22 protein-coding genes are annotated in these 19,420 nt (G+C 58.0%); 12 read left to right on the top strand and 10 right to left on the bottom strand.

Annotated features, from left to right (window positions below):
• Together ACR3E0_RS07940 and ACR3E0_RS07935 are read right to left on the bottom strand one after the other, a co-directional pair.
• Window positions 1–369, bottom strand: a complete 369-nt coding sequence (locus ACR3E0_RS07940; RefSeq protein ID WP_480477833.1) for a hypothetical protein — start codon at window positions 367–369, stop codon at window positions 1–3.
• A gap of 41 nt (window positions 370–410) precedes the next feature.
• On the bottom strand, window positions 411–728 hold the full coding sequence (locus ACR3E0_RS07935) for an ArsC/Spx/MgsR family protein (RefSeq protein ID WP_480480980.1): 318 nt from the start codon (window positions 726–728) through the stop codon (window positions 411–413).
• A 215-nt stretch (window positions 729–943) separates the two neighbouring features.
• On the opposite strand from ACR3E0_RS07935, the gene ACR3E0_RS07930 reads away from it, so the two are divergent.
• Window positions 944–1,150 (top strand): cold-shock protein, encoded by a 207-nt coding sequence (locus ACR3E0_RS07930; protein WP_008758035.1) that lies wholly within the window; start codon window positions 944–946, stop codon window positions 1,148–1,150.
• An 85-nt stretch (window positions 1,151–1,235) separates the two neighbouring features.
• Here the strand turns inward: ACR3E0_RS07930 and ACR3E0_RS07925 are convergent, their stop codons facing one another.
• Both ACR3E0_RS07925 and thyX read right to left on the bottom strand, forming a co-directional pair.
• Window positions 1,236–1,532 carry a hypothetical protein gene (locus ACR3E0_RS07925; RefSeq protein WP_480477831.1) on the bottom strand — a complete coding sequence of 99 codons (297 nt, stop codon included), beginning with the start codon at window positions 1,530–1,532 and terminating at the stop codon, window positions 1,236–1,238.
• Window positions 1,533–1,601: 69 nt separating this feature from the next.
• Window positions 1,602–2,513 (bottom strand): FAD-dependent thymidylate synthase, encoded by a 912-nt coding sequence (gene thyX, locus ACR3E0_RS07920; RefSeq protein WP_480477829.1) that lies wholly within the window; start codon window positions 2,511–2,513, stop codon window positions 1,602–1,604.
• A 175-nt stretch (window positions 2,514–2,688) separates the two neighbouring features.
• Between thyX and ACR3E0_RS07915 the strand changes: the two genes are divergently transcribed.
• The 3 genes from ACR3E0_RS07915 to ACR3E0_RS07905 are packed head-to-tail and all read left to right on the top strand — an operon-like array spanning window position 2,689 to window position 4,525.
• Entirely contained in the window at window positions 2,689–3,117 is a 429-nt protein-coding gene (locus ACR3E0_RS07915) for a VOC family protein (RefSeq protein WP_480477827.1), read from the top strand.
• Window positions 3,114–3,815, top strand: coding sequence for a DUF1194 domain-containing protein (locus ACR3E0_RS07910; protein ID WP_480477825.1), 702 nt, complete (start codon window positions 3,114–3,116; stop codon window positions 3,813–3,815). Before ACR3E0_RS07915 ends, ACR3E0_RS07910 begins: the two co-directional genes overlap by 4 nt.
• Window positions 3,816–3,844: 29 nt before the next feature.
• Window positions 3,845–4,525, top strand: a complete 681-nt coding sequence (locus ACR3E0_RS07905; RefSeq protein ID WP_480477823.1) for a DUF1194 domain-containing protein — start codon at window positions 3,845–3,847, stop codon at window positions 4,523–4,525.
• Here ACR3E0_RS07905 and ACR3E0_RS07900 read toward each other — a convergent pair whose 3' ends face one another.
• The 3 genes from ACR3E0_RS07900 to ACR3E0_RS07890 all read right to left on the bottom strand — a co-directional run bounded on the left by ACR3E0_RS07900 (window position 4,526) and on the right by ACR3E0_RS07890 (window position 5,748).
• A complete protein-coding gene (locus tag ACR3E0_RS07900) occupies window positions 4,526–5,023 on the bottom strand; it encodes a MarR family winged helix-turn-helix transcriptional regulator (protein WP_480477821.1) in 498 nt (165 codons plus the stop codon).
• Window positions 5,024–5,101: 78 nt separating this feature from the next.
• Window positions 5,102–5,326, bottom strand: coding sequence for a succinate dehydrogenase assembly factor 2 (locus ACR3E0_RS07895; protein ID WP_480477820.1), 225 nt, complete (start codon window positions 5,324–5,326; stop codon window positions 5,102–5,104).
• Window positions 5,327–5,355: 29 nt separating this feature from the next.
• On the bottom strand, window positions 5,356–5,748 hold the full coding sequence (locus tag ACR3E0_RS07890) for a helix-turn-helix domain-containing protein (RefSeq protein WP_480477818.1): 393 nt from the start codon (window positions 5,746–5,748) through the stop codon (window positions 5,356–5,358).
• Window positions 5,749–5,839: 91 nt separating this feature from the next.
• On the opposite strand from ACR3E0_RS07890, the gene ACR3E0_RS07885 reads away from it, so the two are divergent.
• Window positions 5,840–7,042 carry a pyridoxal phosphate-dependent aminotransferase gene (locus ACR3E0_RS07885; RefSeq protein WP_480477816.1) on the top strand — a complete coding sequence of 401 codons (1,203 nt, stop codon included), beginning with the start codon at window positions 5,840–5,842 and terminating at the stop codon, window positions 7,040–7,042.
• A 13-nt stretch (window positions 7,043–7,055) separates the two neighbouring features.
• Window positions 7,056–7,457: a hypothetical protein gene (locus ACR3E0_RS07880; protein ID WP_480477814.1), complete on the top strand. Its 402-nt coding sequence runs from the start codon at window positions 7,056–7,058 to the stop codon at window positions 7,455–7,457.
• 7 nt (window positions 7,458–7,464) lie between these two features.
• Here the strand turns inward: ACR3E0_RS07880 and ACR3E0_RS07875 are convergent, their stop codons facing one another.
• Entirely contained in the window at window positions 7,465–8,829 is a 1,365-nt protein-coding gene (locus ACR3E0_RS07875) for an MATE family efflux transporter (protein ID WP_480477812.1), read from the bottom strand.
• A 278-nt stretch (window positions 8,830–9,107) separates the two neighbouring features.
• Here ACR3E0_RS07875 and ACR3E0_RS07870 point away from each other — a divergent pair, with 278 nt between their 5' ends.
• Complete coding sequence (locus ACR3E0_RS07870; RefSeq protein ID WP_480477810.1) at window positions 9,108–9,989, top strand: alpha/beta fold hydrolase; 882 nt, start codon at window positions 9,108–9,110, stop codon at window positions 9,987–9,989.
• Window positions 9,990–10,089: 100 nt separating this feature from the next.
• Here ACR3E0_RS07870 and ACR3E0_RS07865 read toward each other — a convergent pair whose 3' ends face one another.
• Window positions 10,090–10,698, bottom strand: coding sequence for a carboxymuconolactone decarboxylase family protein (locus tag ACR3E0_RS07865; RefSeq protein WP_480477809.1), 609 nt, complete (start codon window positions 10,696–10,698; stop codon window positions 10,090–10,092).
• 219 nt (window positions 10,699–10,917) lie between these two features.
• Here ACR3E0_RS07865 and ACR3E0_RS07860 point away from each other — a divergent pair, with 219 nt between their 5' ends.
• The 5 genes from ACR3E0_RS07860 to ACR3E0_RS07840 all read left to right on the top strand — a co-directional run bounded on the left by ACR3E0_RS07860 (window position 10,918) and on the right by ACR3E0_RS07840 (window position 18,027).
• A complete protein-coding gene (locus ACR3E0_RS07860; RefSeq protein WP_480477807.1) occupies window positions 10,918–11,910 on the top strand; it encodes a Hint domain-containing protein in 993 nt (330 codons plus the stop codon).
• A gap of 162 nt (window positions 11,911–12,072) precedes the next feature.
• The gene (parE, locus tag ACR3E0_RS07855) at window positions 12,073–14,031 is read left to right on the top strand and encodes a DNA topoisomerase IV subunit B (RefSeq protein WP_480477805.1); all 1,959 of its coding nucleotides are present in this window, start codon (window positions 12,073–12,075) and stop codon (window positions 14,029–14,031) included.
• Window positions 14,031–14,840: a hypothetical protein gene (locus ACR3E0_RS07850; protein ID WP_480477803.1), complete on the top strand. Its 810-nt coding sequence runs from the start codon at window positions 14,031–14,033 to the stop codon at window positions 14,838–14,840. The genes parE and ACR3E0_RS07850 overlap by 1 nt, the downstream gene beginning before the upstream one ends.
• A gap of 485 nt (window positions 14,841–15,325) precedes the next feature.
• Window positions 15,326–17,050, top strand: a complete 1,725-nt coding sequence (locus ACR3E0_RS07845) for a cation:proton antiporter (protein ID WP_480477801.1) — start codon at window positions 15,326–15,328, stop codon at window positions 17,048–17,050.
• On the top strand, window positions 17,047–18,027 hold the full coding sequence (locus ACR3E0_RS07840) for a universal stress protein (protein ID WP_480477799.1): 981 nt from the start codon (window positions 17,047–17,049) through the stop codon (window positions 18,025–18,027). Before ACR3E0_RS07845 ends, ACR3E0_RS07840 begins: the two co-directional genes overlap by 4 nt.
• Before the next feature lie 107 nt (window positions 18,028–18,134).
• On the opposite strand, the gene ACR3E0_RS07835 is transcribed toward ACR3E0_RS07840, so the two are convergent.
• Window positions 18,135–19,418, bottom strand: coding sequence for a 4-aminobutyrate--2-oxoglutarate transaminase (locus ACR3E0_RS07835; RefSeq protein ID WP_480477797.1), 1,284 nt, complete (start codon window positions 19,416–19,418; stop codon window positions 18,135–18,137).
• Window positions 19,419–19,420: the final 2 nt, after the last annotated feature.

The raw sequence follows: 19,420 nt of genomic DNA, 5'->3' as shown, positions 1-19,420 counted from the left end.
TTAGAAATGCGCCTTGGGCTCGTCCGGTTTACCTGCGGCCAGCCCAAGGAGACCAGCAACGCCGGCAAATGCGATTGGGAACATGGTAAAGACACCAAACCCGAACGCGTAGTACATGCCCGCCGCGGAGATCAACAACAGCACGCCCGCGATCAACGCGCGGGCATGTGCCATCGCCCCACCGGCGATCGCCAGCAAAGGCGCCAGAATCGAGGCCGTCTGGATCAGGCCGGGGTTTTCCACCTGTTCCGCCAACCCATCTATGTTGCCGAAGTGCTTTATCGCCTCGACATACCCGTACCCAAAGAACCCAACGATCATACCGGTCAAACCGGCGATCACACCCAATATCATAGCAGCATTACGCATGGACGATCCTCGCAGTTGCGTCAGTGCACATAAGCATTGGCTCACGCTACGCCAAGTTTTGCCCGCACCTCGGAGGTCCAGCCCAATACCAACGCGCTGCCGTTTTCGATCAGGGGACGTTTCATCAATGTCGGATGTGCCTTCACCAATTCCAAAGGTGGGCGGCCGCGCTGTTTCTCATCCAACCCGCGCCAGGTTGTTGAGCGGGTATTGAGCAAAGCATTGCCGAACTCGGCAAACGCCCTCGATAGCACAGCTTCGGGGATACCATCCTCACGCACATCCACAAACTCTGCATCAGGCAATGATTTCAGCGCCTTACGGCAAGTATCGCAAGTTTTTAGGCCATAGAGGCGCATATCGGGACCACTCTCGAGTTTGATTCTATTTTTGGCAATTGTGCCGGGTTCTTCCGGTAATTCTTGATTTTTTACTTCACCGTGCAATGTTGAAAAAGATGAAATACGCAATCCGCGCTGGGTCGATTGTGTGATCCGGCGATGGTGTTGCGGTTTTGTCTGCCCCCGCCCCACCAATTTGTGGGAAAATGCGTAAGTAGAAGGAGACACGGGACATGCCAACCGGCACCGTGAAATGGTTCAATACCACGAAAGGCTATGGGTTTATTGCCCCTGATGAAGGTGGCAAAGATGTGTTTGTTCATATCTCAGCCGTCGAACGATCCGGACTGACCGGACTCGCCGACAATCAGAAGGTCTCATATGAGTTGCAGGACGGACGTGACGGCCGCCAGATGGCTGCTGATTTGAAGCCGTTGTAACAATTGCCCCACCGAGCGCGGCGAATTTCAACAATGGTCATCGGCCAATTGCCGGCCGTTGACCACTACAATTTATGAAATTGTTTTATCCTCGTGCGGGTTTTAACTCGTCATGGGTGTACCAGTCTTGACCCATTGCAACGATGCAAGACGTGCCGGTGGCATAAGTCACCACCATGGCCCAGTCGCCCCGGTCACTGCTCCAAACTTCCATGATTTGCTCAGGGCCGCGAACGCCGGAGGCCACGCGCCGGGCGCCGAACTGCCGCTCAAGTTTGTCATGCATTCGGGTTGTAGGCTCGCAAATCACCTCGGCAATCGGTGATTTGGCCTGAACCGGCACGGCACTGCCCAGCACAACGCACAAGACCGAAAGGAACAAAGCATGTCTCATAAAGCCAATGTAACAGCTTTATGACAAAACGTATAGACAAACGATATGCTTTTTGAATCAGCTTTCTCGAATGATCTCCTCGAACTCGCGCCATTCCCGGGCAGTCATGCCGGAACTTGCCTGCGTGACAGTTTCGCCAGCCAGCATCTTGCGCAGACTTTCAACCATTTGCGCCGACAGGTTCACCGCACCGAGGCGATAATCCTCAAAGGCTTTGTACGCAAACGGCACCCAATCTGAAACGATCCTGCACATGGTCTCGGCGTAGACCCGAATTTCGTACTGGGCGTGCGGATCGGCACGCAGGCGCAGGAAATGGAACAGGTTGTGCAGGTCCACCTTCCAGTACCATTGCGTGTAGATATTTGCAGGCAGGTTCATACGGGCCAGTTCCCGCGCCAGACCTTGCTGGCCCTCGTCGCTGATCATCGCCTCGTAATTGTCGTAGCACCGGGCGCTGTCAGCCTTGAGGATGTCCAGAACACGGGCAGCCTCTTCGCCCTCGAGCGCCGATCCGCGCCCCTGATTGTTCACCTCGGACTGCGCGGCCACATGCTCGGGTGCCGGGATGTAGAACTCACGATCCAGGATCGAGTACCGGGCAGAGTACTCGTTCACATTGGCCGTACGATGACGGATCCACTGGCGGGCGACAAAGACGGGCAGTTTGACGTGCAGCTTGATCTCGCACATTTCGAACGGGGTCGAATGCCAATGCCGCATCAGATACCGGATCAGACCTTCGTCATTCTGTACGGACTTGGTGCCTTTTCCATAGGACACACGGGCGGCCTGACAGATGGCGGCATCGTCGCCCATATAGTCGATTACGCGAACAAAACCGTGGTCGAGGACCTGATGCGCGGTGTACAGGTGGTCCTCCATACCCGCTGCAACGACGCGGCGTGTTGGATGCGACTGCGCGCGTTGCGCTTCGATCTCGGCCAGTTGGTCGGCAGACAGCGGCATGAAGTGTTCCTTTCCTAAGATGAGTCGCCGCCCACTATATCTCGTCCTTGGCGATGCTAAAACCGCGATATGTGCCCAAGCCCGAGCAAAATGGCAATTGTGATTTCCAGCCCCCTCGACACGCCCTTGCAGCGCGCTAAGCTGAACCGAAATCAATACAAGAAGGATGGCCGCAATGGCGCTGACATATCTGCACACCATGGTCCGCGTGAAGGATCTGGAGAAATCCATGGCGTTTTACGAGTTGTTGGGACTCAAGGAAACCCGCCGCTACGACAGCGAGGCGGGTCGTTTTTCTCTGATCTTCATGGCGCCTCCGGGACAAGAAGACCGGCCAATCGAACTGACCTACAATTGGGATGGCGACGACGAACTGCCGAGTGACAGCCGGCATTTCGGCCACCTCGCCTATGGCGTCGACAACATTTACGAAGCGTGCCAGCACCTGCAGGACAACGGCGTTGTGATCAATCGCCCGCCACGCGACGGACGCATGGCGTTCGTGCGCTCGCCTGACAATATTTCGGTCGAATTGCTGCAGAATGGTGAGGCCTTGGCCCCTGCCGAACCCTGGGCCAGCATGGAGAGTTCCGGTCACTGGTGATCCGTTGGCTGATAGCATGGGCCTTGGCCATCCTGGCCAGCCCGGTTCAGGCAGAACCGTGCCGGCTGGCGTTGGCGCTTGCGCTGGATATCTCCGTCTCGGTCGACGAGACGGAGGACGCTCTGCAGCGGCAGGGCCTTGCCGCAGCGCTGGTCGCACCGGAAGTTCAGAAAGCGTTTTTTGAATCTCCCATGCCGGTGGCGCTGGCGGTCTACGAGTGGAGTGGCCGTTCGACCCAGAACGTCATCTTGAACTGGCAGGTGATCGAGACAGTGGCCGACCTGCTGTCGGTCGCCACCCGGATCAGCCAATCCACCCGCTCCGACGCCGGGTCTGCGACCGCGATGGGGCACGCGCTGGCGTTTGGCGCCACACTCATGCAAGAGGCACCGAAGTGCCTGTTCCAAACCATCGATCTGTCCGGAGACGGGTCCAACAATGACGGTTATGGCCCGCAGATCGCCTATCGGCATTTTCCTTTTGACAACACGGTGGTCAATGGACTGGTCATCAACGCCGCCGATTTCGAAGGTGAGCTGTTTCTGATCCCCTTCTTTGAAAACAACGTTTTGCACGGACCGGGCGCATTTCTGGAAATTGCCCAAGGATTCGAAGACTTTGAGCGTGCCATGCGGCGCAAGCTGGAACGCGAGTTGAAAGGCCTGCAGATCGGTGCGCTGCAGAACCCTGAACCGTGAGGTTTGGGGGTGTCGTAGCACTTCTGTGCGTGTTGGCCGGAAACGTGTCAGCGCAGTGCCGACAGGCACTGGCCTTGGGCCTGGATGTATCCGGGTCCGTCGACAGCCGGGAATACCGGTTACAACTCGATGGCCTCGCCGCGGCGCTGCGTCGACCTGAAGTCCGGCAATTGCTCCTTTCGGACACCGCGGCTCCCGTGCGCCTGGCAGTTTTTGAATGGAGCGAGCCGGGACATCAAAGACTCCTGCTTGAGTGGACTGACATCCGATCCACCTCCGATCTGGCCCGGATCGCTGCGCTGCTTGCTTCCGTCACACGCAGTGCCGCGCCGCAGGGCACAGCCGTCGGGTCCGCGATGTTGTTTGGAGCGGATTTGCTCGCCTCACAGCAGAACTGCTGGAAGCGCACGCTGGACCTGTCCGGAGACGGAAAGCACAATCTGGGCCCGCACCCCCGCGACGTCAAATCCGCTTTGCAGACCGCTGGACTAACCATCAACGGGTTGGTGATCGGCGCGGACGACCCAAACAACGGCGACAAGCGGTACGTGCAGGTTGGTGAGTTGTCTGCTTACTACAATACCTGGGTCATTCTTGGCCCAAATGCCTTTGTCGAAGTTGCGTTGGGCTTCGAAGAGTACGAAGACGCAATGGCGCGCAAGCTGATCCGCGAGTTGGACAGCCTCGCGCTGTCGGGTTTGCGCCCCTGATCAGTAGATATAACGGATCTGATCCGTCCAGTACCGCTCCACCCTGCGCAGCGATCCGGTGATGTCTTCGATACCCTCAAGCCCCAGAACACCCCTGCCCTGCAACCCTTCGGCATGGCGTGCAAACAGGTCCGAGACGATGTCACGGATTTCCCGCCCCTGCGGCGTCAGACGCACCCGGACCGAGCGCCTGTCGATCTCGCATCGCTGGTGATGCATGTAACCCATCTCGACCAGCTTTTTCAGATTGTAACTGACATTGCTGCCCTGATAGTAGCCTCGGCTTTTCAGTTCGCCCGCCGTGACTTCGTGGTCGCCGATATTGAACAGTAAAAGCGCCTGAACCGCATTGATCTCCAAAACACCTACGCGTTCGAATTCGTCCTTGATGACATCCAGCAACAATCGGTGAAGCCGTTCCACCAGCGCCAATGCCTCAAGATAGCTGGTCATGAACCCCTTGGTTCCCGGCGCGGAGACCTGCATTTCCATACTCATCCGATCCTCCGATTCAGTCGCGCAGTTTGAGACACGATGAACCGAATTCCCGAAAAATCGGTTAAGTCGGATTTTCCGTTACTTTTGAAAGGTCTGAGCGATGTCGGAGATAAGCCCGGCAAAGTGCTTGGGCGGTTCGACCTGCCCCGTCACCCATTGATACAGGTCCTGATCGTTTTCGTGCAGCAGGGCGTCGTACGTATCCAAAGCGTCGGCATCCATCCCGCCAAGGGTGCGATCCGCAAAGGCCGATAGGATCAGGTCCATCTCCTTTATACCGCGCCGCATCGACCGCATTTTCATGCGTTTGATCCTCACGTCCCGGGGTTCGGTCACTTTTCCCGCTCCAGCATCAGACGCATCTTTTTTTCCAGACGCGCAGCACGTTCGGCGCAGGCCCGCATCTCTCCACGGATCGCCCGCAATTCGGCCACCGCGTCGGCCAGCTCGATATTGCTTTCGCTCGCCTCGGCCGGTGCATCCATGCCTTCGCCCTCTCCGGTCAGCAGCCACATGATCGAGACGTTGACCATGCCGGCCATCATCGACAACCGGTTTGCGCGGGGCTCTGACAGGTCGTTCTCCCAGGCGACAATCGTTGCCTTTTTGACGCCAAGCCTGCGCGCCATCTCGGACTGGCTCATGCCTGCTGCTTCTCGTGCCCCCGCCAGCCGGTCCCCGAATGTTGCCGATTCCGGTCCGTACCAGTCGCTTTCGTCAGTCATCGGGGTCTCCAACTCTCTTTTTCATATCGCTTGATCGCCATTCGGGCGCACCCTATGACAGTCAGGTTGAACATACAAACCGAGGCCGCTCATGAGTTTCCTGTCTGCAACATTGTCGCGCGTCAAACCCTCGCCCACCATCGCGATGACGGCCAAGGCCGCCGAGTTGAAGGCCGCCGGGCGCGATGTGATCGGGCTCAGCGCAGGTGAGCCGGACTTTGACACGCCACAGAACATCAAGGACGCAGCGGTGGCGGCCATCGCGGCGGGCAAGACCAAATATACGGCCCCGGATGGCATCCCCGAGCTGAAACAGGCCGCCTGCGCCAAGATGAAGCGTGATCACGGTTTGGACTATACCCCCGCGCAGATTTCAGTTGGGACGGGCGGCAAACAGACATTGTACAACGCGCTGATGGCGACGATGAATGACGGCGACGAGGTCATCATTCCGGCGCCCTACTGGGTCAGCTACCCGGATATGGTGCTGCTGGCGGGCGGCACACCGGTAGTGGTGGAAACGACGTTGGAAAACAGTTTCAAACTGACAGCAGACCAGTTGGAGGCCGCGATCACACCCAAAACCAAGTGGTTCATCTTCAACTCGCCGTCGAACCCGACCGGTGCGGGCTACAGCCGGGATGAGTTGAAGGCACTGACGGATGTCCTGATGCGGCACCCGCAGGTCTGGATCATGTCGGACGACATGTACGAGCATCTGAACTATGACGGGTTTGAGTTCTGTACCCCTGCCGAGATCGAGCCTGGCCTCTATGACCGCACGTTGACCTGTAACGGTGTGTCCAAGGCGTATGCCATGACCGGCTGGCGCATCGGATATGCGGCTGGACCGATCGAAATCATCGCGGCAATGCGCAAGATCCAGTCCCAGTCCACCTCGAATCCCTGCTCGATCAGCCAGTGGGCTGCCGTGGAGGCACTAAACGGAACGCAGGAGTTTTTGGAGCCGAACAACGAAACCTTCAAACGCCGTCGGGATCTTGTGGTCGAGATGTTGAATGCAGTTGACGGGATCACCTGCCCGACCCCGGAAGGCGCGTTCTATGTCTACCCGTCGATTGCAGGACTGATTGGCAAGACCACACGGGCCGGAACCGTCATCGAAAACGACGAGGTGTTTGCCACGGCCCTGCTGGAAGAGGCCGATGTCGCCGTCGTGTTCGGAGCGGCATTTGGCCTGTCGCCCAATTTTCGCGTCAGCTACGCGACTTCGGACGAGGCATTGACAGAGGCCTGCACCCGCATCCAACGTTTCTGCGCCGCATTGACCTGACCGGAGACCACCCATGTCCGCAGAGTTACCCGAGTACTATTTCCGCGTCCGCGAGAACGGGGCCGTTGTCTTCAAAGTCGACACGGAAAACCGACAGCGCCGTATCGAGATGGACCAGATTGCGGTCATCAATATTCGCAACGGCGAGGTCAAACCGCATGGCCAGCGCACATTGACCGAGGCTGACGCAGCCGAAATTGCACGCTGGATGGACGACCGCAAAGCTCTGTTGGCCAAACGGGACATTGACGACATTCACCGCGCGGTCGACTACCTGAACCTGACGACGCAATGGGCGCAGTCCAAGGCGTCCGACCAGCAGCTGGAAGACGTGACCGATCGCCTGCTGATGGCCATGCACGATCTGAGGACGGTTCTTGTGCGCAAAAAGGCGGATCGGCTGGGCAAAGACTGATACCCCGCTATTCTGCCGGCACCCCGACTTCGCGGACCGATCTGAGCCAGAACCGAGCCATCAACAGAACCGCTGCAAAGGCAAGGCCGAGCACCAGCCCCAGCCACACGCCGATACCCTCCATACCCTTAATGAACCCAAAGTAGTACGAGGCCGGAATTCCCACGACCCAATAGCTGAGCGCTGCCATGACCATCGGTATCTTGGCATCTTGCAAACCGCGCAACAGACCCAGAGCAATCACCTGAGCCCCGTCGACCAGCTGAAACAGCGCGGCCATGGCCAACAACCCCGTGCCAATGGCAAGGATTTGCGACCGCTGCGGATCATTGGCCTCCATGAACAAGGAAATCAACGGTTCGGCGCAGGTCAGAAACAGAATGATCGTCAGAACCGACATCACCAAGGACATGCCCGTCACGGCTATGGCGCCTTTTTCCAGATGTGCCCGATCCCGCCGTCCCAGCGCATTGCCAGCCCGTATGGTTGCGGCATTGGACAGGCCCAGATGCACCATGAACGTGGCAGACGCGAGGTTCAGGGCAATACCATGCGCGGCCAAGGGCACCTGCCCCAACCAACCCATCATGACAGCGGAGGTCGCAAACAAGGTGACCTCGGCCAGCGTCGTCAGCCCGATGGGAATACCGAGCCTGAGAACGCGCAACAGCATCTCCCAGTCCGGACGCCAAAAGCGGCGGAACAGGCTGTGTTCGGGTAGGACGCGCACCGCGTAGACCACGACCGCAACAAGCGATACGATCTGCGTCACAATGGACGCGATGGCCGCACCGCTGACACCCAACTCTGGCGCACCCCAGTTGCCGAAGATCAGTGCGTAGTTCGTCACGCCGTTGACAACAGCGGCAACCACCGTGATCCAAAGAACGATCTGCGTTCGCTCCAAGGCCGCCAGATAGGATTTCAGAACCATGACCAACAGCGCTGGAAACAGCCCCCACCCCGCGATCCGTAGGTACCCGGACGCGGTTTCGGCCACCTGCGGCTCTTGCCGCAAGGCAATGAGAACCGGATACGACAACCAGAGCAGCGGCATGACCAGCGCCGCATAGAGCAATGACAACCACAGCCCCATTCTGGTGGACCGGCGAATACTGGTTTCATCTCCCTCTGCCTCGGCGGTCGCCACCATGGGCATGACGGCCCAGCCAAATCCGGCGCCGAACAGAAACAGGACAAAGAAATAGCTGCCCGCCAGTGTCACTGCCGCCAGCGCCTCGACACCGTACCAGCCCAGCATGATCGTATCTGTCAGACCAATCGCAAACTGTGCCAGGTGACCGCCAATAAGGGGCAAACCTAGCACGGCAATAGCCCGAAAATGGCCCGGATATGTCATCACTTTGATCATTGCACCAGCCATATTCGCGGCCCGAGTTTGGGACAAGAGGGGATCGCCGAAATTTCAATGTGAGACACATGACCCCGTGGCGTACGCGCCGCCGGGGGGCGGGCGACGGTCTCACCCGTGGGGCATCGGCTGAACAACACCCGGCGTCGCCTGCCTTGAGACCTTGTCAAACGTCGTCAGAAGCAGGCGAATTGGCTGTATACATCCTGCATTGACCGCAAGATGATTCTGAACCGATATCTTAGTGAAAACGCTTGCCCTCAAAGGTGGAGACCCACATGGAAATGGAATTCGTTGACCTGAACGGCCAGTCGTTTTGTGTTCGAACCTGGGGCCAGCGGCAAAACCCGGCTATGCTTATGTTGCACGGGTTTCCGGAGTACGGGGGGTGTTGGAGCGATCTGGCAGCCCACCTGGGCGCTCACTTTTTCTGCATCGCGCCGGACCAGCGCGGCTATGGCCAAAGCTGGGCACCAGAGGGCGTCAAAAACTACACACTGTCGCACCTAGTCTCGGATATGGCGCTGCTGATCGAACAACTATCTGGACACGCCCTAGTTCTGGGACACGACTGGGGCGCCTCGGTGGCGTACGGTCTGGCCATGTTCCGGCCGGAACTGGTGGACCGCCTGATCATTGCAAACGGTGTTCATCCTGTTCCTTTTCAACGGGCAATGGCATCCGGTGGCCCTCAGTCAACGGCATCTCAGTACATCAACCTGTTGCGGGCTTCTGACGCGGCCGAACACCTGTCCGCCGACAATTTCGCCAAACTGGAACGGTTTTTTCGTCACGGCATGGGCCTGGACTGGTTGTCGGACGAAAGGATGGCGGCATACCGAACGGAATGGGCGCGTCCCGGGCGGCTGGACGCGATGCTGAACTGGTATCGCGCGTCGCCATTGGTCGTGGCCAACCCCGGGGCGCCGCGGGTGGATATCCCTGAGTTACCTTTGGACCGCCTCAGGATTACTTGCCCTCACCTTTTGCTCTGGGGACCCGAGGACAAGGCATTGTTACCCGAGTCCACTGAGGGGCTGGAAGACTTTGCACCCAATCTGACCCGCGTCTCTATCCCCGGCACAGATCATTGGCTGCATCACCAAAAGCCGGATGAAATCGCGGGCGCAATCCTGGATTGGATTCAGCCCGACCGATAAAGGTCCGCATCTGGTCAACGTGACCGGGACCGCAAAGGTCAGGCATGTGCTCTGTTCAATGAAACCTGCGGTTGCCGGCTACCCCAGACGGACACCACGCTCACTTGTGTCCCCAATCCTCAGGGTCGTTGGAATTGTTCGGAGACAGGCCCAAGATATCTCCCTCCGTCGAACATCCCAGACCCAGAACCGTCCGATTGGCATACGAGAAATATGCGCAAACCTGATTGATTTCGAGGATTTCACCGTCGTCCCACCCGGCATCCCGCAACGCAATGATGTCCTGTTCTGTCAGGTCAGCCGGGGTTTCTGTCAGCTTTCGCGCATATCCCATGGCCGCGATCTGTGCCGCGTCCAGTGGCGCGTCCGCGGGTCGGCGCTTGTCGATAGCCGCGCGGATTGCATCGGTGCGGTCAGGATCGCTAAGAAGCCGCTGCAAACCACTGAAATGATGATCGACGCAATAGCTGCAGCGATTCAGCGAACTGACCCAGACCCCCAGCACCTCGAGAAACCACTTTGGCACCTGGTTGCCCGAGTGGTGCAGGACGTTTTTGTAGATCGCCATATGGCCTTCCATCGAATGCGGACGCAGAGAATGCACCATCATGATGTTGTCCACATTGTTGTCCGGCCCTCTGACCCGCTCATAGAGTTTTCGCAGCCGACCTGTGGCCTCTGCAAAGGGTACGGTTCTGATCCAACTCATACTCAACCTGCCTGATTGGTTTCCCGCGAAGGCTACAAGTAAATCCGGGTGGGATCGAGCAAAACTGCCGAAGTCAGCCAGTTGACATCCAACCTCGCTCGCATCAGCCCGGCGATGGCGAAGCCGCCACCTGACACGACGTAGCCTTACCCTTTGCACGTATTTCGTGTATCATATCGCCTACACTTCCATTAAAGTTGTTCGTTGCGAGTAGGTCATATGAAATTTGTCACAATATTCGAGATAGATAGCGACCCGCTGAATTCGACCAATGTCACTATTCTGAACGCGTTTCAGGTTGCGGTCATCGATGACGACGATACTCTCGAAGACCCGGACGCGGATGGCAGCAGCCAGCTGGATGTTTCGGGTGTCCAGGGTTTTATCGGCAACTCCACCAATTTCGAGACCTTCGAAACCTATAGCGGGACCGTGGGCGGATCGCCGGTCACCTTCACGCTTCTTCAGTTTACCAACCCGCAATACATCGTCGTCACGTCCGGCACGGCAAATGCTGGCGACACGATTGCAAATACCAACAACACCATCGTCACCGCTCCACCGGTAGACTATGACACGCTGCCATCATTCGTCTGCTTTACCGCCGGATCGCTGATCCTGACGCCGTCTGGCCAACGACCAATTGAAACGCTAGAACCCGGTGACCCTGTCACAATCGCGGATGGCAGCAGTCGCCCTGTTCGATGGATCGGTCGGCGGCACCTGTCCTCGGCCGAGCTGCGACAATCCCCAAGGTTTTGCCCGATCCGTGTGCGCGCAGACGGATTTTCACCGGGATGCCCGGCGCGCGACCTGCTGGTTTCACCGCAGCATCGGATCGTCATCTCCTCGCAGCAGATGCAACTGTATTTCGGTGAAGGCGTCATGTTGGCCCCGGCCAAGGGCCTTGTGAACGGGCGCACGATTGCACAGGTTCCGCCTGATCAGGACGTGCAGTACGTCCATATCCTGTTCGATCGGCACGAACTGGTCCGGGTCGAAGGCCTGTGGTCCGAATCCTTTTTTCCCGGTGATACAAGCCTGGACGCAATGGCGGGCGAAACCAAGCGAGAGCTTTTTGAGCTCTTTCCAGAGCTGATGGCGCGTGATGGGCCGTTCGGCAAAACCGCCCTACCGGTTTTGAAACCGTACGAGGCGCAGCTATTGCAGCCCACACTTCGCTCTCCGACCGGAATCCCCATCGCGTTTTAGCGGTTGGGGCAGCCAAACCACCCAAATCCGGGCTTAGTGCTGTAAGAATGGTGCCATCAGGGCGGTCGCAACGTTCAAATTGTCCACAACACCTCGTGGCCCTCTTCCCCCGGACCACATCCCCTGCCATAATGGGAAAAACTCAAAAACAAGAGCAGCCCCATGCCCGACGATCTGTTGACGCCCGAAGCGACCACGGCCTACAACGCCTCCTCCATCGAGGTGCTCGAAGGGCTGGAGCCGGTTCGCAAACGCCCCGGCATGTATATCGGCGGCACCGATGAGCGCGCGCTGCACCACATGGTGGCCGAAATCCTCGACAACTCGATGGACGAGGCTGTGGCAGGCCACGCCAACCGGATCGAGGTCGAACTGCACGAAGACTACGCCCTGACCGTGCGTGACAACGGGCGCGGTATTCCGATCGACCCGCACCCGAAATTCCCCGACAAATCGGCCCTTGAGGTGATCCTGTGCACCTTGCATGCAGGCGGTAAATTCTCGGGCAAAGCCTATCAGACCTCGGGTGGTCTGCACGGTGTCGGTGCCTCGGTTGTGAACGCATTGTCGGATTCGATGGTCGTGCAGGTGGCGCGCGACAAGCAACTGTTCGAACAGCGCTTCTCGCGCGGCACCCCCCTTGGCCCGGTGGAAAAAATCGGTGCGGCCCCCAATCGGCGCGGCACCACGGTGACTTTCCATGCGGATGCCGACATCTTCGGTCACCACAAGTTCAAACCGGCGCGGCTGTTCAAATCCATCCGCTCCAAGGCCTACCTGTTCTCAGGCGTAGAAATCCGCTGGAAATCCGCGATCGATGACGGGGAAACGCCCACCGAGGCAACGTTCCACTTCCCCGGCGGCCTGTCGGACTACCTCAAGGAGACGATGAACGGCTCCTCCACCTATGCCGAGCAGCCCTTTGCCGGCACCGTGGACTTCACCGAGAAATTCGGAACCCCCGGCAAGGTCGAATGGGCGATCAACTGGACGCCCTCGCGCGACGGGTTCATTCAGTCCTACTGTAACACCGTCCCTACCCCCGAAGGCGGTACCCATGTGGCCGGGTTCTGGGCGGCGGTCCTCAAGGGGATCAAAGCCTACGGTGAACTGATCAACAACAAGAAGGCCGGTCAGATCACCCGCGACGACCTGATCACCGGCGGCTGCGCGCTGGTCTCCTGCTTTATCTCGGAACCGGAATTCGTTGGCCAAACAAAGGACCGCCTCGCCACGGTCGAGGCACAACGGCTGGTCGAAAATTCTGTCCGCGACCATTTTGACAACTGGCTGGCCGCGGACACGAAATCCGCCGGGGCGATCCTCGACTTCCTCATTCTGAGGGCCGAGGAACGCCTGCGCCGACGGGCCGAGAAGGAAACACAACGCAAGTCCGCCACTAAAAAACTTCGTCTCCCCGGCAAGTTGGTGGACTGTAGTAGTTCAACACGGGACGGCACGGAATTATTCATTGTCGAGGGTGACTCAGCGGGCGGCTCCGCCAAAATGGGCCGCGACCGCAAAACGCAGGCCCTGCTGCCCCTGCGCGGCAAGATCCTGAACGTGCTGGGCGCGGCCAGTTCGAAACTGGGCACCAATGCCGAGATCAACGACCTGACCCAAGCGCTGGGTGTGGGACTCGGCACCAGGTTCAACGTCGACGACCTGCGCTATGACAAGATCATCATCATGACCGACGCGGATGTGGACGGGGCGCATATCGCCTCGCTGCTGATGACGTTCTTCTTCACCCAGATGCGCCCGATGATCGACGCGGGCCACCTCTACCTCGCCTGCCCGCCCCTCTACCGCCTGACCCAAGGTGCCAAGCGCGTCTATTGTCTGGACGAGGCCGAGCGCGACGAATGGCTGGAAAAAGGTCTGGGCGGCAAGGGCAAGATCGACGTCTCGCGCTTCAAGGGTCTGGGCGAAATGGACGCCAAGGACCTGAAAGAGACCACGATGGACCCGGCCTCGCGCAAACTGATCCGCGTCACCATCGACGAGGACGAACCCGGCGAGACTGGCGACCTGGTCGAGCGCCTGATGGGCAAAAAACCCGAACTGCGGTTCCAATACATTCAGGAGAACGCGCGGTTTGTGGAGGAGTTGGATGTTTAATGGCTAAAAAGGTAGGACAATGCCTTTTAACTGGCGAATACGGTAAACTTGTTAAATGCCATATCCTTCCGCAAACCTTTACTCGCCCATCCGTGAACGGGGAACCACTTCTTCAATCAACCAGAGGATATGGACACCAAAGACGCTGGTCTAGCTGGTATGACGATTCTCTGGTGACCAGATCAGGCGAGGACTACCTTAGCGCAATTGATGACGCCGCAATCAAAGAGCTACGAAGAGCAAAACTAGTTTGGTCCGGCTGGGGTTTGTTCCCACCAGTGTTTGAAACGTTTGGACCGCTATTGCCAGATCATGGCCTTCGTATTTTAGACGATTTGAAACAAGAACTTGTTTGCTTGTTTTTTTGGAGCATTGCTTGGCGCGCTAGCGTTTCCAACATTCCCGATATGCGGCACTTCGAATTGCCAAAAGCCGTCGAAGAAAAGGCAAAGCGGGCGATTCTGGAGCAAAAAATATCTTGCATGGAAATGCAGGCGTCATTGATACAGCTATCTACTCGGGGAGAACAACACAACCATTCTCCAATCATCCAATCCAAAACAGTTCCTGGCTACTCCGGCAGTTCAAAAAGATCGATTCCGTTTGCCAGAATTTATTTGGACGGCTTGATCGCACACCTACATCTTTCACCTGACATGCAAAGTGCTGGCGGCGATGTCTCTGTCATTCTTGGAGATAGTCCGAAAGTAATGATTAACTCGGTTTCGTACGAAGCTTCGTTCCACTACGAAAACATGCTGAACTTGGCTTATGAGAGCTATTTCGGCCCCCAAGGCGATTTCGCGTGATTGCTTCTCGCAAACAATTGAACTCCATGAAAATCCACTTGATGTCTTTCGTAGCAATGCGCATCACGCGAGTTTCACTAATTATCTAACAGTCTAAGAAATCTCGCAAACGCCAACATGGGCGGGTTGGGTACGTGCATGACACCTCGCACCATGCATTGGGTGGATCACGCGAGACACCTCCCAACCCCGTAAGCCGGGCTTCAGCCGGGCACCCCATCCAACCACTCCGCAACCTGACCGGCTGGTAGGTCCTTCCAACAAAATGTATCGGGCGCGCCGGGCAAATACGTCTCTCAGATATTGCATTTCCGAGTGAAACAATCGACATTTGCCAAAGAGGTCTGAATCCGACCTTTCGACGCCAGGATCAGGACCCGCTTTCTGACTTGAGTGCGCGCCAAGACAAGTACCGCTTCGAGATCAGGTCAGCCACGCTAAGGGGCGGATGCCAGTCTTGGAGTTTCACCACCGAGGGAGATGACATGACAGACGCCATAGAGGGCTATATTTTCTACGAGATTGCAGCCCTTTTGGTCCTTGCGGCGAGCGTCGGTTTCGTCGGCATCATGTTGCGACAGCCATTGATCGTGAGCTTCATCGCCGTTGGCATTCTGGCAGGACCGTCGGTACTGAACATTGCGCATTCAGACCAGCAAATCGACTTGCTGGCAGAGCTCGGCATATCGGTTCTTTTGTTTCTTGTCGGGCTGAAACTTGACTTCAATCTTGTTCGCACATTGGGACCGGTCGCGCTTGTCACCGGTCTGGGTCAGGTCGCTTTCACCACAGTGTTCGGCTTCCTGATCGCGCTCGCTCTCGGGCTGAATCCCCTGACCGCAATTTATGTCGCCATTGCACTGACATTTTCCTCCACAATCATCATTGTGAAGCTGCTATCCGACAAGCGTGAGATCGACGCGCTGCACGGCAGGATTGCGCTCGGTTTTCTGATCGTTCAAGATATGGTTGTGGTAATCGCAATGATCGCCCTGTCGGCCATTGGCGTGGGTGGGGCAGCGGGCCCGAATGGCGCAGTTGCGGATGTGTTGCGCGTGCTGGGTTACGGGCTGGCGATGCTGGTCTTTGTCATCTTTTTCATCCGCTATATCGCAAATCCGCTTGTCCAACGACTGTCGCGGGCGCCGGAACTGTTGGTGTCTTTTGCCATCGGCTGGGCGGCCCTCCTGGCCGCGGTCGGGCACTACCTCGGATTTGGCAAAGAACTGGGCGGTTTGCTCGCCGGTGTTTCACTGGCCTCAACCCCCTTTCGCGAGGCGATTGCCGCACGCCTTGCCTCGCTGAGGGACTTCCTGTTGCTGTTCTTCTTTATTGCGTTAGGGGCGTCTCTGGATCTCTCGGTTTTAGGTGCCAGTGTCGGGCCGGCCATTGTCCTTTCTCTCTTCGTTCTGATCGGCAACCCGCTCATCGTATTGGTGATCATGGGGGCCATGGGCTATCGCAAGCGCACCGGGTTTCTTGCGGGCCTCACGGTCGCGCAAATCAGTGAATTCTCTTTGATTTTCATGGCGATGGGCGTGACTCTGGGCCACGTTGCCGACGACGCGCTGGGACTAGTCACCTTGGTCGGGCTCGTGACCATCGCCGTGTCGACCTATATGATCACCTACTCGCATCAACTGTACGGTGTGTTCGAGCCGGTTTTGGGCATCTTCGAGCGCCGACAGCCCGATGCAGAACCTGAAGGCGGCCCGGAAATCGCGCGTCCTCATGACGTGATCCTGTTCGGCCTTGGCCGGTACGGCCTCGGGATCGCTGCGGCGCTACAGGACAGCGGCAAGCGTATTCTGGGTGTCGATTTTAGCCCTGAGGCCGTTCGCCACGCCCGCGCTCTGGACTACGACGTTGTGTTCGGAGACGCGACGGATCCCGAGTTCCTTGCCCATTTGCCTCTCGGGCAAGCTGAATGGCTGGTTATGGCCGTGCCGGAACACGATACCGGTATCACGCATGACGACCCGCGCCGAGCGTTGCTGCAGGCCGCTCGCGACCTCGGCTTTGAGGGGAAGGTTGCTGTGGCGGCGCACCGGGAGATAACGGCTGAGGCCCTGTCTGGTCTCCGTGCGGACCTCGTCCTCATGCCCTATCGCGACGCGGCTTTTGCCGCCGCGCGGATGATTGCTGGCGAAACCAGCGCGCCAGAGCACCCCATGGACGACCCGGATGGTCAACAGGAGCTTCCGACATGAAATCCGAAAACTGGAGGCCAAGCCGAATTCTTGTGGTTACCGACGACAGTTGTGATCAAACCGCTGTACGCAGTGCGATGGCGCTGGCGGAACAACATGGGTCGGCGCTGCGCTTCATTGCATGCGTGGAACCACCACATGACCTGGATATTATTGCCCGCATCTCCGACCAAGATCCCGAGGCGCTTATTCGGGTATTGGTAAACCGCAAACGCGCCGCAGTTCGCGACCGTTTGAAGGATGTTCTGCCTGACAGGCAATTGGACCTGCATGTCGCTGTTGGCAAAGCGTTTCTTGAGATCATCAGATATGCGTCAGAGACAGGATGCGACTTTGTGATAAAGGCGGCAGAACCGCTGTCCGGCGTCAACCGCTTCCTGTTTGCGAGCACGGATCAACACCTTCTGCGCAAATGTCCCTGCCCTGTCTGGTTGCAGACGCCAAAAGCTCCGGATTCGCCTCGGCGCGTTCTCGCTGCGATCGATCTGGACGTCTGGGACGCCGCGGAACCCGAAACGCTCAGAGAGCTGAACTGTCGGGTCGTCGATGTCGCGCGCGGGATCGCCAGTGGACCGGGTGCCGATGTGATTGTACTGCATGCGTGGGATGCCGTTGGTGAAGGGGTGGTCTGGGCGTTCTCGACCGCGAAAGACGCACGGCTCATGGCGGATCGATACGTGAACGAAGTGCTCGAGGCACGACAATGGGGCATGGGCCAGTTCCTTGCCGCAATGCAGGACGGCCATTCAACAGACCCGAAACTGTCGCCGCGTCTGGTGCGCGGCACACCGCTGGACGTCATACAAGAGCAAAGCCGACAACTTGACGCCGACGTCGTTGTGATGGGAACCGTAGCCCGCACGGGTCTGGCTGGCGTCTTGATCGGCAACACTGCGGAAAACATCATAAATAGCATCGACTGTCCGGTGGTGGCCGTGAAGCCGCAGGGTTTCGTAAGCCCCGTCGTAGACTCATGAGCATGTCGTGTGCCCAAGGTCGACCCGAAGTTCAGGTCAGAACACTCCTGCAATACCGGCATCAAACAAGGTGAGCTCGGCGGATGATCAGCGGCTCGTGCAGATTTCTAAATCTCGCGGCTGACCTCACGCAGGGTGGTTTCCAGAATATCCAAAGCTTCGCCGAAGATGTCATCCGGAATGGTGAGCGGCGCAAGGAAACGGATCACGTTGCCGTGGATGCCACAGGACAACAGCAACAACCCGTTTTCCTGCGCTCTAAGCCGAACCGCGGTCGTGAAGTCAGGGTTAGGTGCATCGGAGTCGCGCTGTTTGAACTCCACCGCATTCATGAATCCGGGCCCGCGAATGTCGGATATCTCTGGCACCTCATCTCTGAGCCCGTCAAGACGTTGCCTGAGACGCGCACCGAGTTGATCGGCGCGGGCACACAAGTCTTCTTCCTCGATCACGTCGATCACCGCGTTGGCTGCGGCAACTCCGATCGGGCTGCCGCCATATGTTCCCCCCAGCCCGCCGGGCTGAGCGGCATCCATGATCTCGGCCCGCCCGGTTACCGCAGCCAAGGGAAAACCTCCGGCCAGTCCCTTCGCCATGGTAGTAATGTCCGCCGCAACCCCAAAATGCTCCATAGCAAACATCTTGCCCGTGCGGGCAAACCCGGTCTGAACCTCATCGGCAATCAACAGGATTCCATGCACATCACAAATACGGCGCAACTCGGCAATGAACTGAGGCGGTGCCACGTAGAACCCGCCCTCGCCCTGAACCGGCTCAATGATGATTGCCGCGACCCGGGCCGGATCGACGTCGGCCTTGAAGAGGGTTTCGAGTGCCGCAAGCGAATCTGAGACGGAACCGCCATGCAACTCGACGGGAAACGGGACGTGGAAAACGTCAGACTGCATCGCGCCGAACCCCGCCTTGTAAGGAAACACTTTACCTGTCAGCGACATGCCCATGAATGTACGTCCGTGAAACCCGCCGGAGAACGCCACAACGGCAGACCTTTTCGTGGCCGCGCGGGCAATCTTGACGGCGTTTTCAACCGCCTCGGCGCCTGTTGTGACGAAAACGGTTTTCTTGTCAAAATCGCCAGGAACGCGCGCATTCAGTCGCTCGGCAAGACGCACATAGGGTTCATATGGCACAACCTGATGACAGGTATGGGTAAAGCGGTCTAGTTGTGCCTTTACGGCATCGACGATGCGAGGGTGACGGTGGCCCGTATTCACCACCGCAATGCCGGCTGCAAAATCAATGAAACGGTTGCCTTCGACATCCCAGATCTCTGCGTTTTCGGCCCGGTCCGCGTAGACCTGAGTCATCATACCGACGCCTTGCGCGATAGCCTTGGTCTTGCGCGCTTGTAGTGTCTGATTGCTGATCATTT

The sequence above is a fragment of the Ruegeria sp. AJ12 genome (assembly GCF_056536245.1).
This window is presented reverse-complemented; position numbering and strand designations above follow the sequence as displayed.

Bases quoted from the DNA above. Each gene is read 5' to 3' on its own strand.
- ACR3E0_RS07890 (WP_480477818.1), bottom strand. From the start codon at position 5,748: ATGACTGACGAAAGCGACTGGTACGGACCGGAATCGGCAACATTCGGG.
- ACR3E0_RS07860 (WP_480477807.1), top strand. From the start codon at position 10,918: ATGAAATTTGTCACAATATTCGAGATAGATAGCGACCCGCTGAATTCG.
- parE (WP_480477805.1), top strand. From the start codon at position 12,073: ATGCCCGACGATCTGTTGACGCCCGAAGCGACCACGGCCTACAACGCC.
- ACR3E0_RS07865 (WP_480477809.1), bottom strand. From the start codon at position 10,698: ATGAGTTGGATCAGAACCGTACCCTTTGCAGAGGCCACAGGTCGGCTG.
- ACR3E0_RS07845 (WP_480477801.1), top strand. From the start codon at position 15,326: ATGACAGACGCCATAGAGGGCTATATTTTCTACGAGATTGCAGCCCTT.
- ACR3E0_RS07915 (WP_480477827.1), top strand. From the start codon at position 2,689: ATGGCGCTGACATATCTGCACACCATGGTCCGCGTGAAGGATCTGGAG.
- thyX (WP_480477829.1), bottom strand. From the start codon at position 2,513: ATGCCGCTGTCTGCCGACCAACTGGCCGAGATCGAAGCGCAACGCGCG.
- ACR3E0_RS07885 (WP_480477816.1), top strand. From the start codon at position 5,840: ATGAGTTTCCTGTCTGCAACATTGTCGCGCGTCAAACCCTCGCCCACC.
- ACR3E0_RS07930 (WP_008758035.1), top strand. From the start codon at position 944: ATGCCAACCGGCACCGTGAAATGGTTCAATACCACGAAAGGCTATGGG.
- ACR3E0_RS07895 (WP_480477820.1), bottom strand. From the start codon at position 5,326: ATGAAAATGCGGTCGATGCGGCGCGGTATAAAGGAGATGGACCTGATC.
- ACR3E0_RS07835 (WP_480477797.1), bottom strand. From the start codon at position 19,418: ATGATCAGCAATCAGACACTACAAGCGCGCAAGACCAAGGCTATCGCG.
- ACR3E0_RS07900 (WP_480477821.1), bottom strand. From the start codon at position 5,023: ATGAGTATGGAAATGCAGGTCTCCGCGCCGGGAACCAAGGGGTTCATG.
- ACR3E0_RS07840 (WP_480477799.1), top strand. From the start codon at position 17,047: ATGAAATCCGAAAACTGGAGGCCAAGCCGAATTCTTGTGGTTACCGAC.
- ACR3E0_RS07940 (WP_480477833.1), bottom strand. From the start codon at position 369: ATGCGTAATGCTGCTATGATATTGGGTGTGATCGCCGGTTTGACCGGT.
- ACR3E0_RS07875 (WP_480477812.1), bottom strand. From the start codon at position 8,829: ATGATCAAAGTGATGACATATCCGGGCCATTTTCGGGCTATTGCCGTG.
- ACR3E0_RS07850 (WP_480477803.1), top strand. From the start codon at position 14,031: ATGGCTAAAAAGGTAGGACAATGCCTTTTAACTGGCGAATACGGTAAA.
- ACR3E0_RS07880 (WP_480477814.1), top strand. From the start codon at position 7,056: ATGTCCGCAGAGTTACCCGAGTACTATTTCCGCGTCCGCGAGAACGGG.
- ACR3E0_RS07870 (WP_480477810.1), top strand. From the start codon at position 9,108: ATGGAAATGGAATTCGTTGACCTGAACGGCCAGTCGTTTTGTGTTCGA.
- ACR3E0_RS07935 (WP_480480980.1), bottom strand. From the start codon at position 728: ATGCGCCTCTATGGCCTAAAAACTTGCGATACTTGCCGTAAGGCGCTG.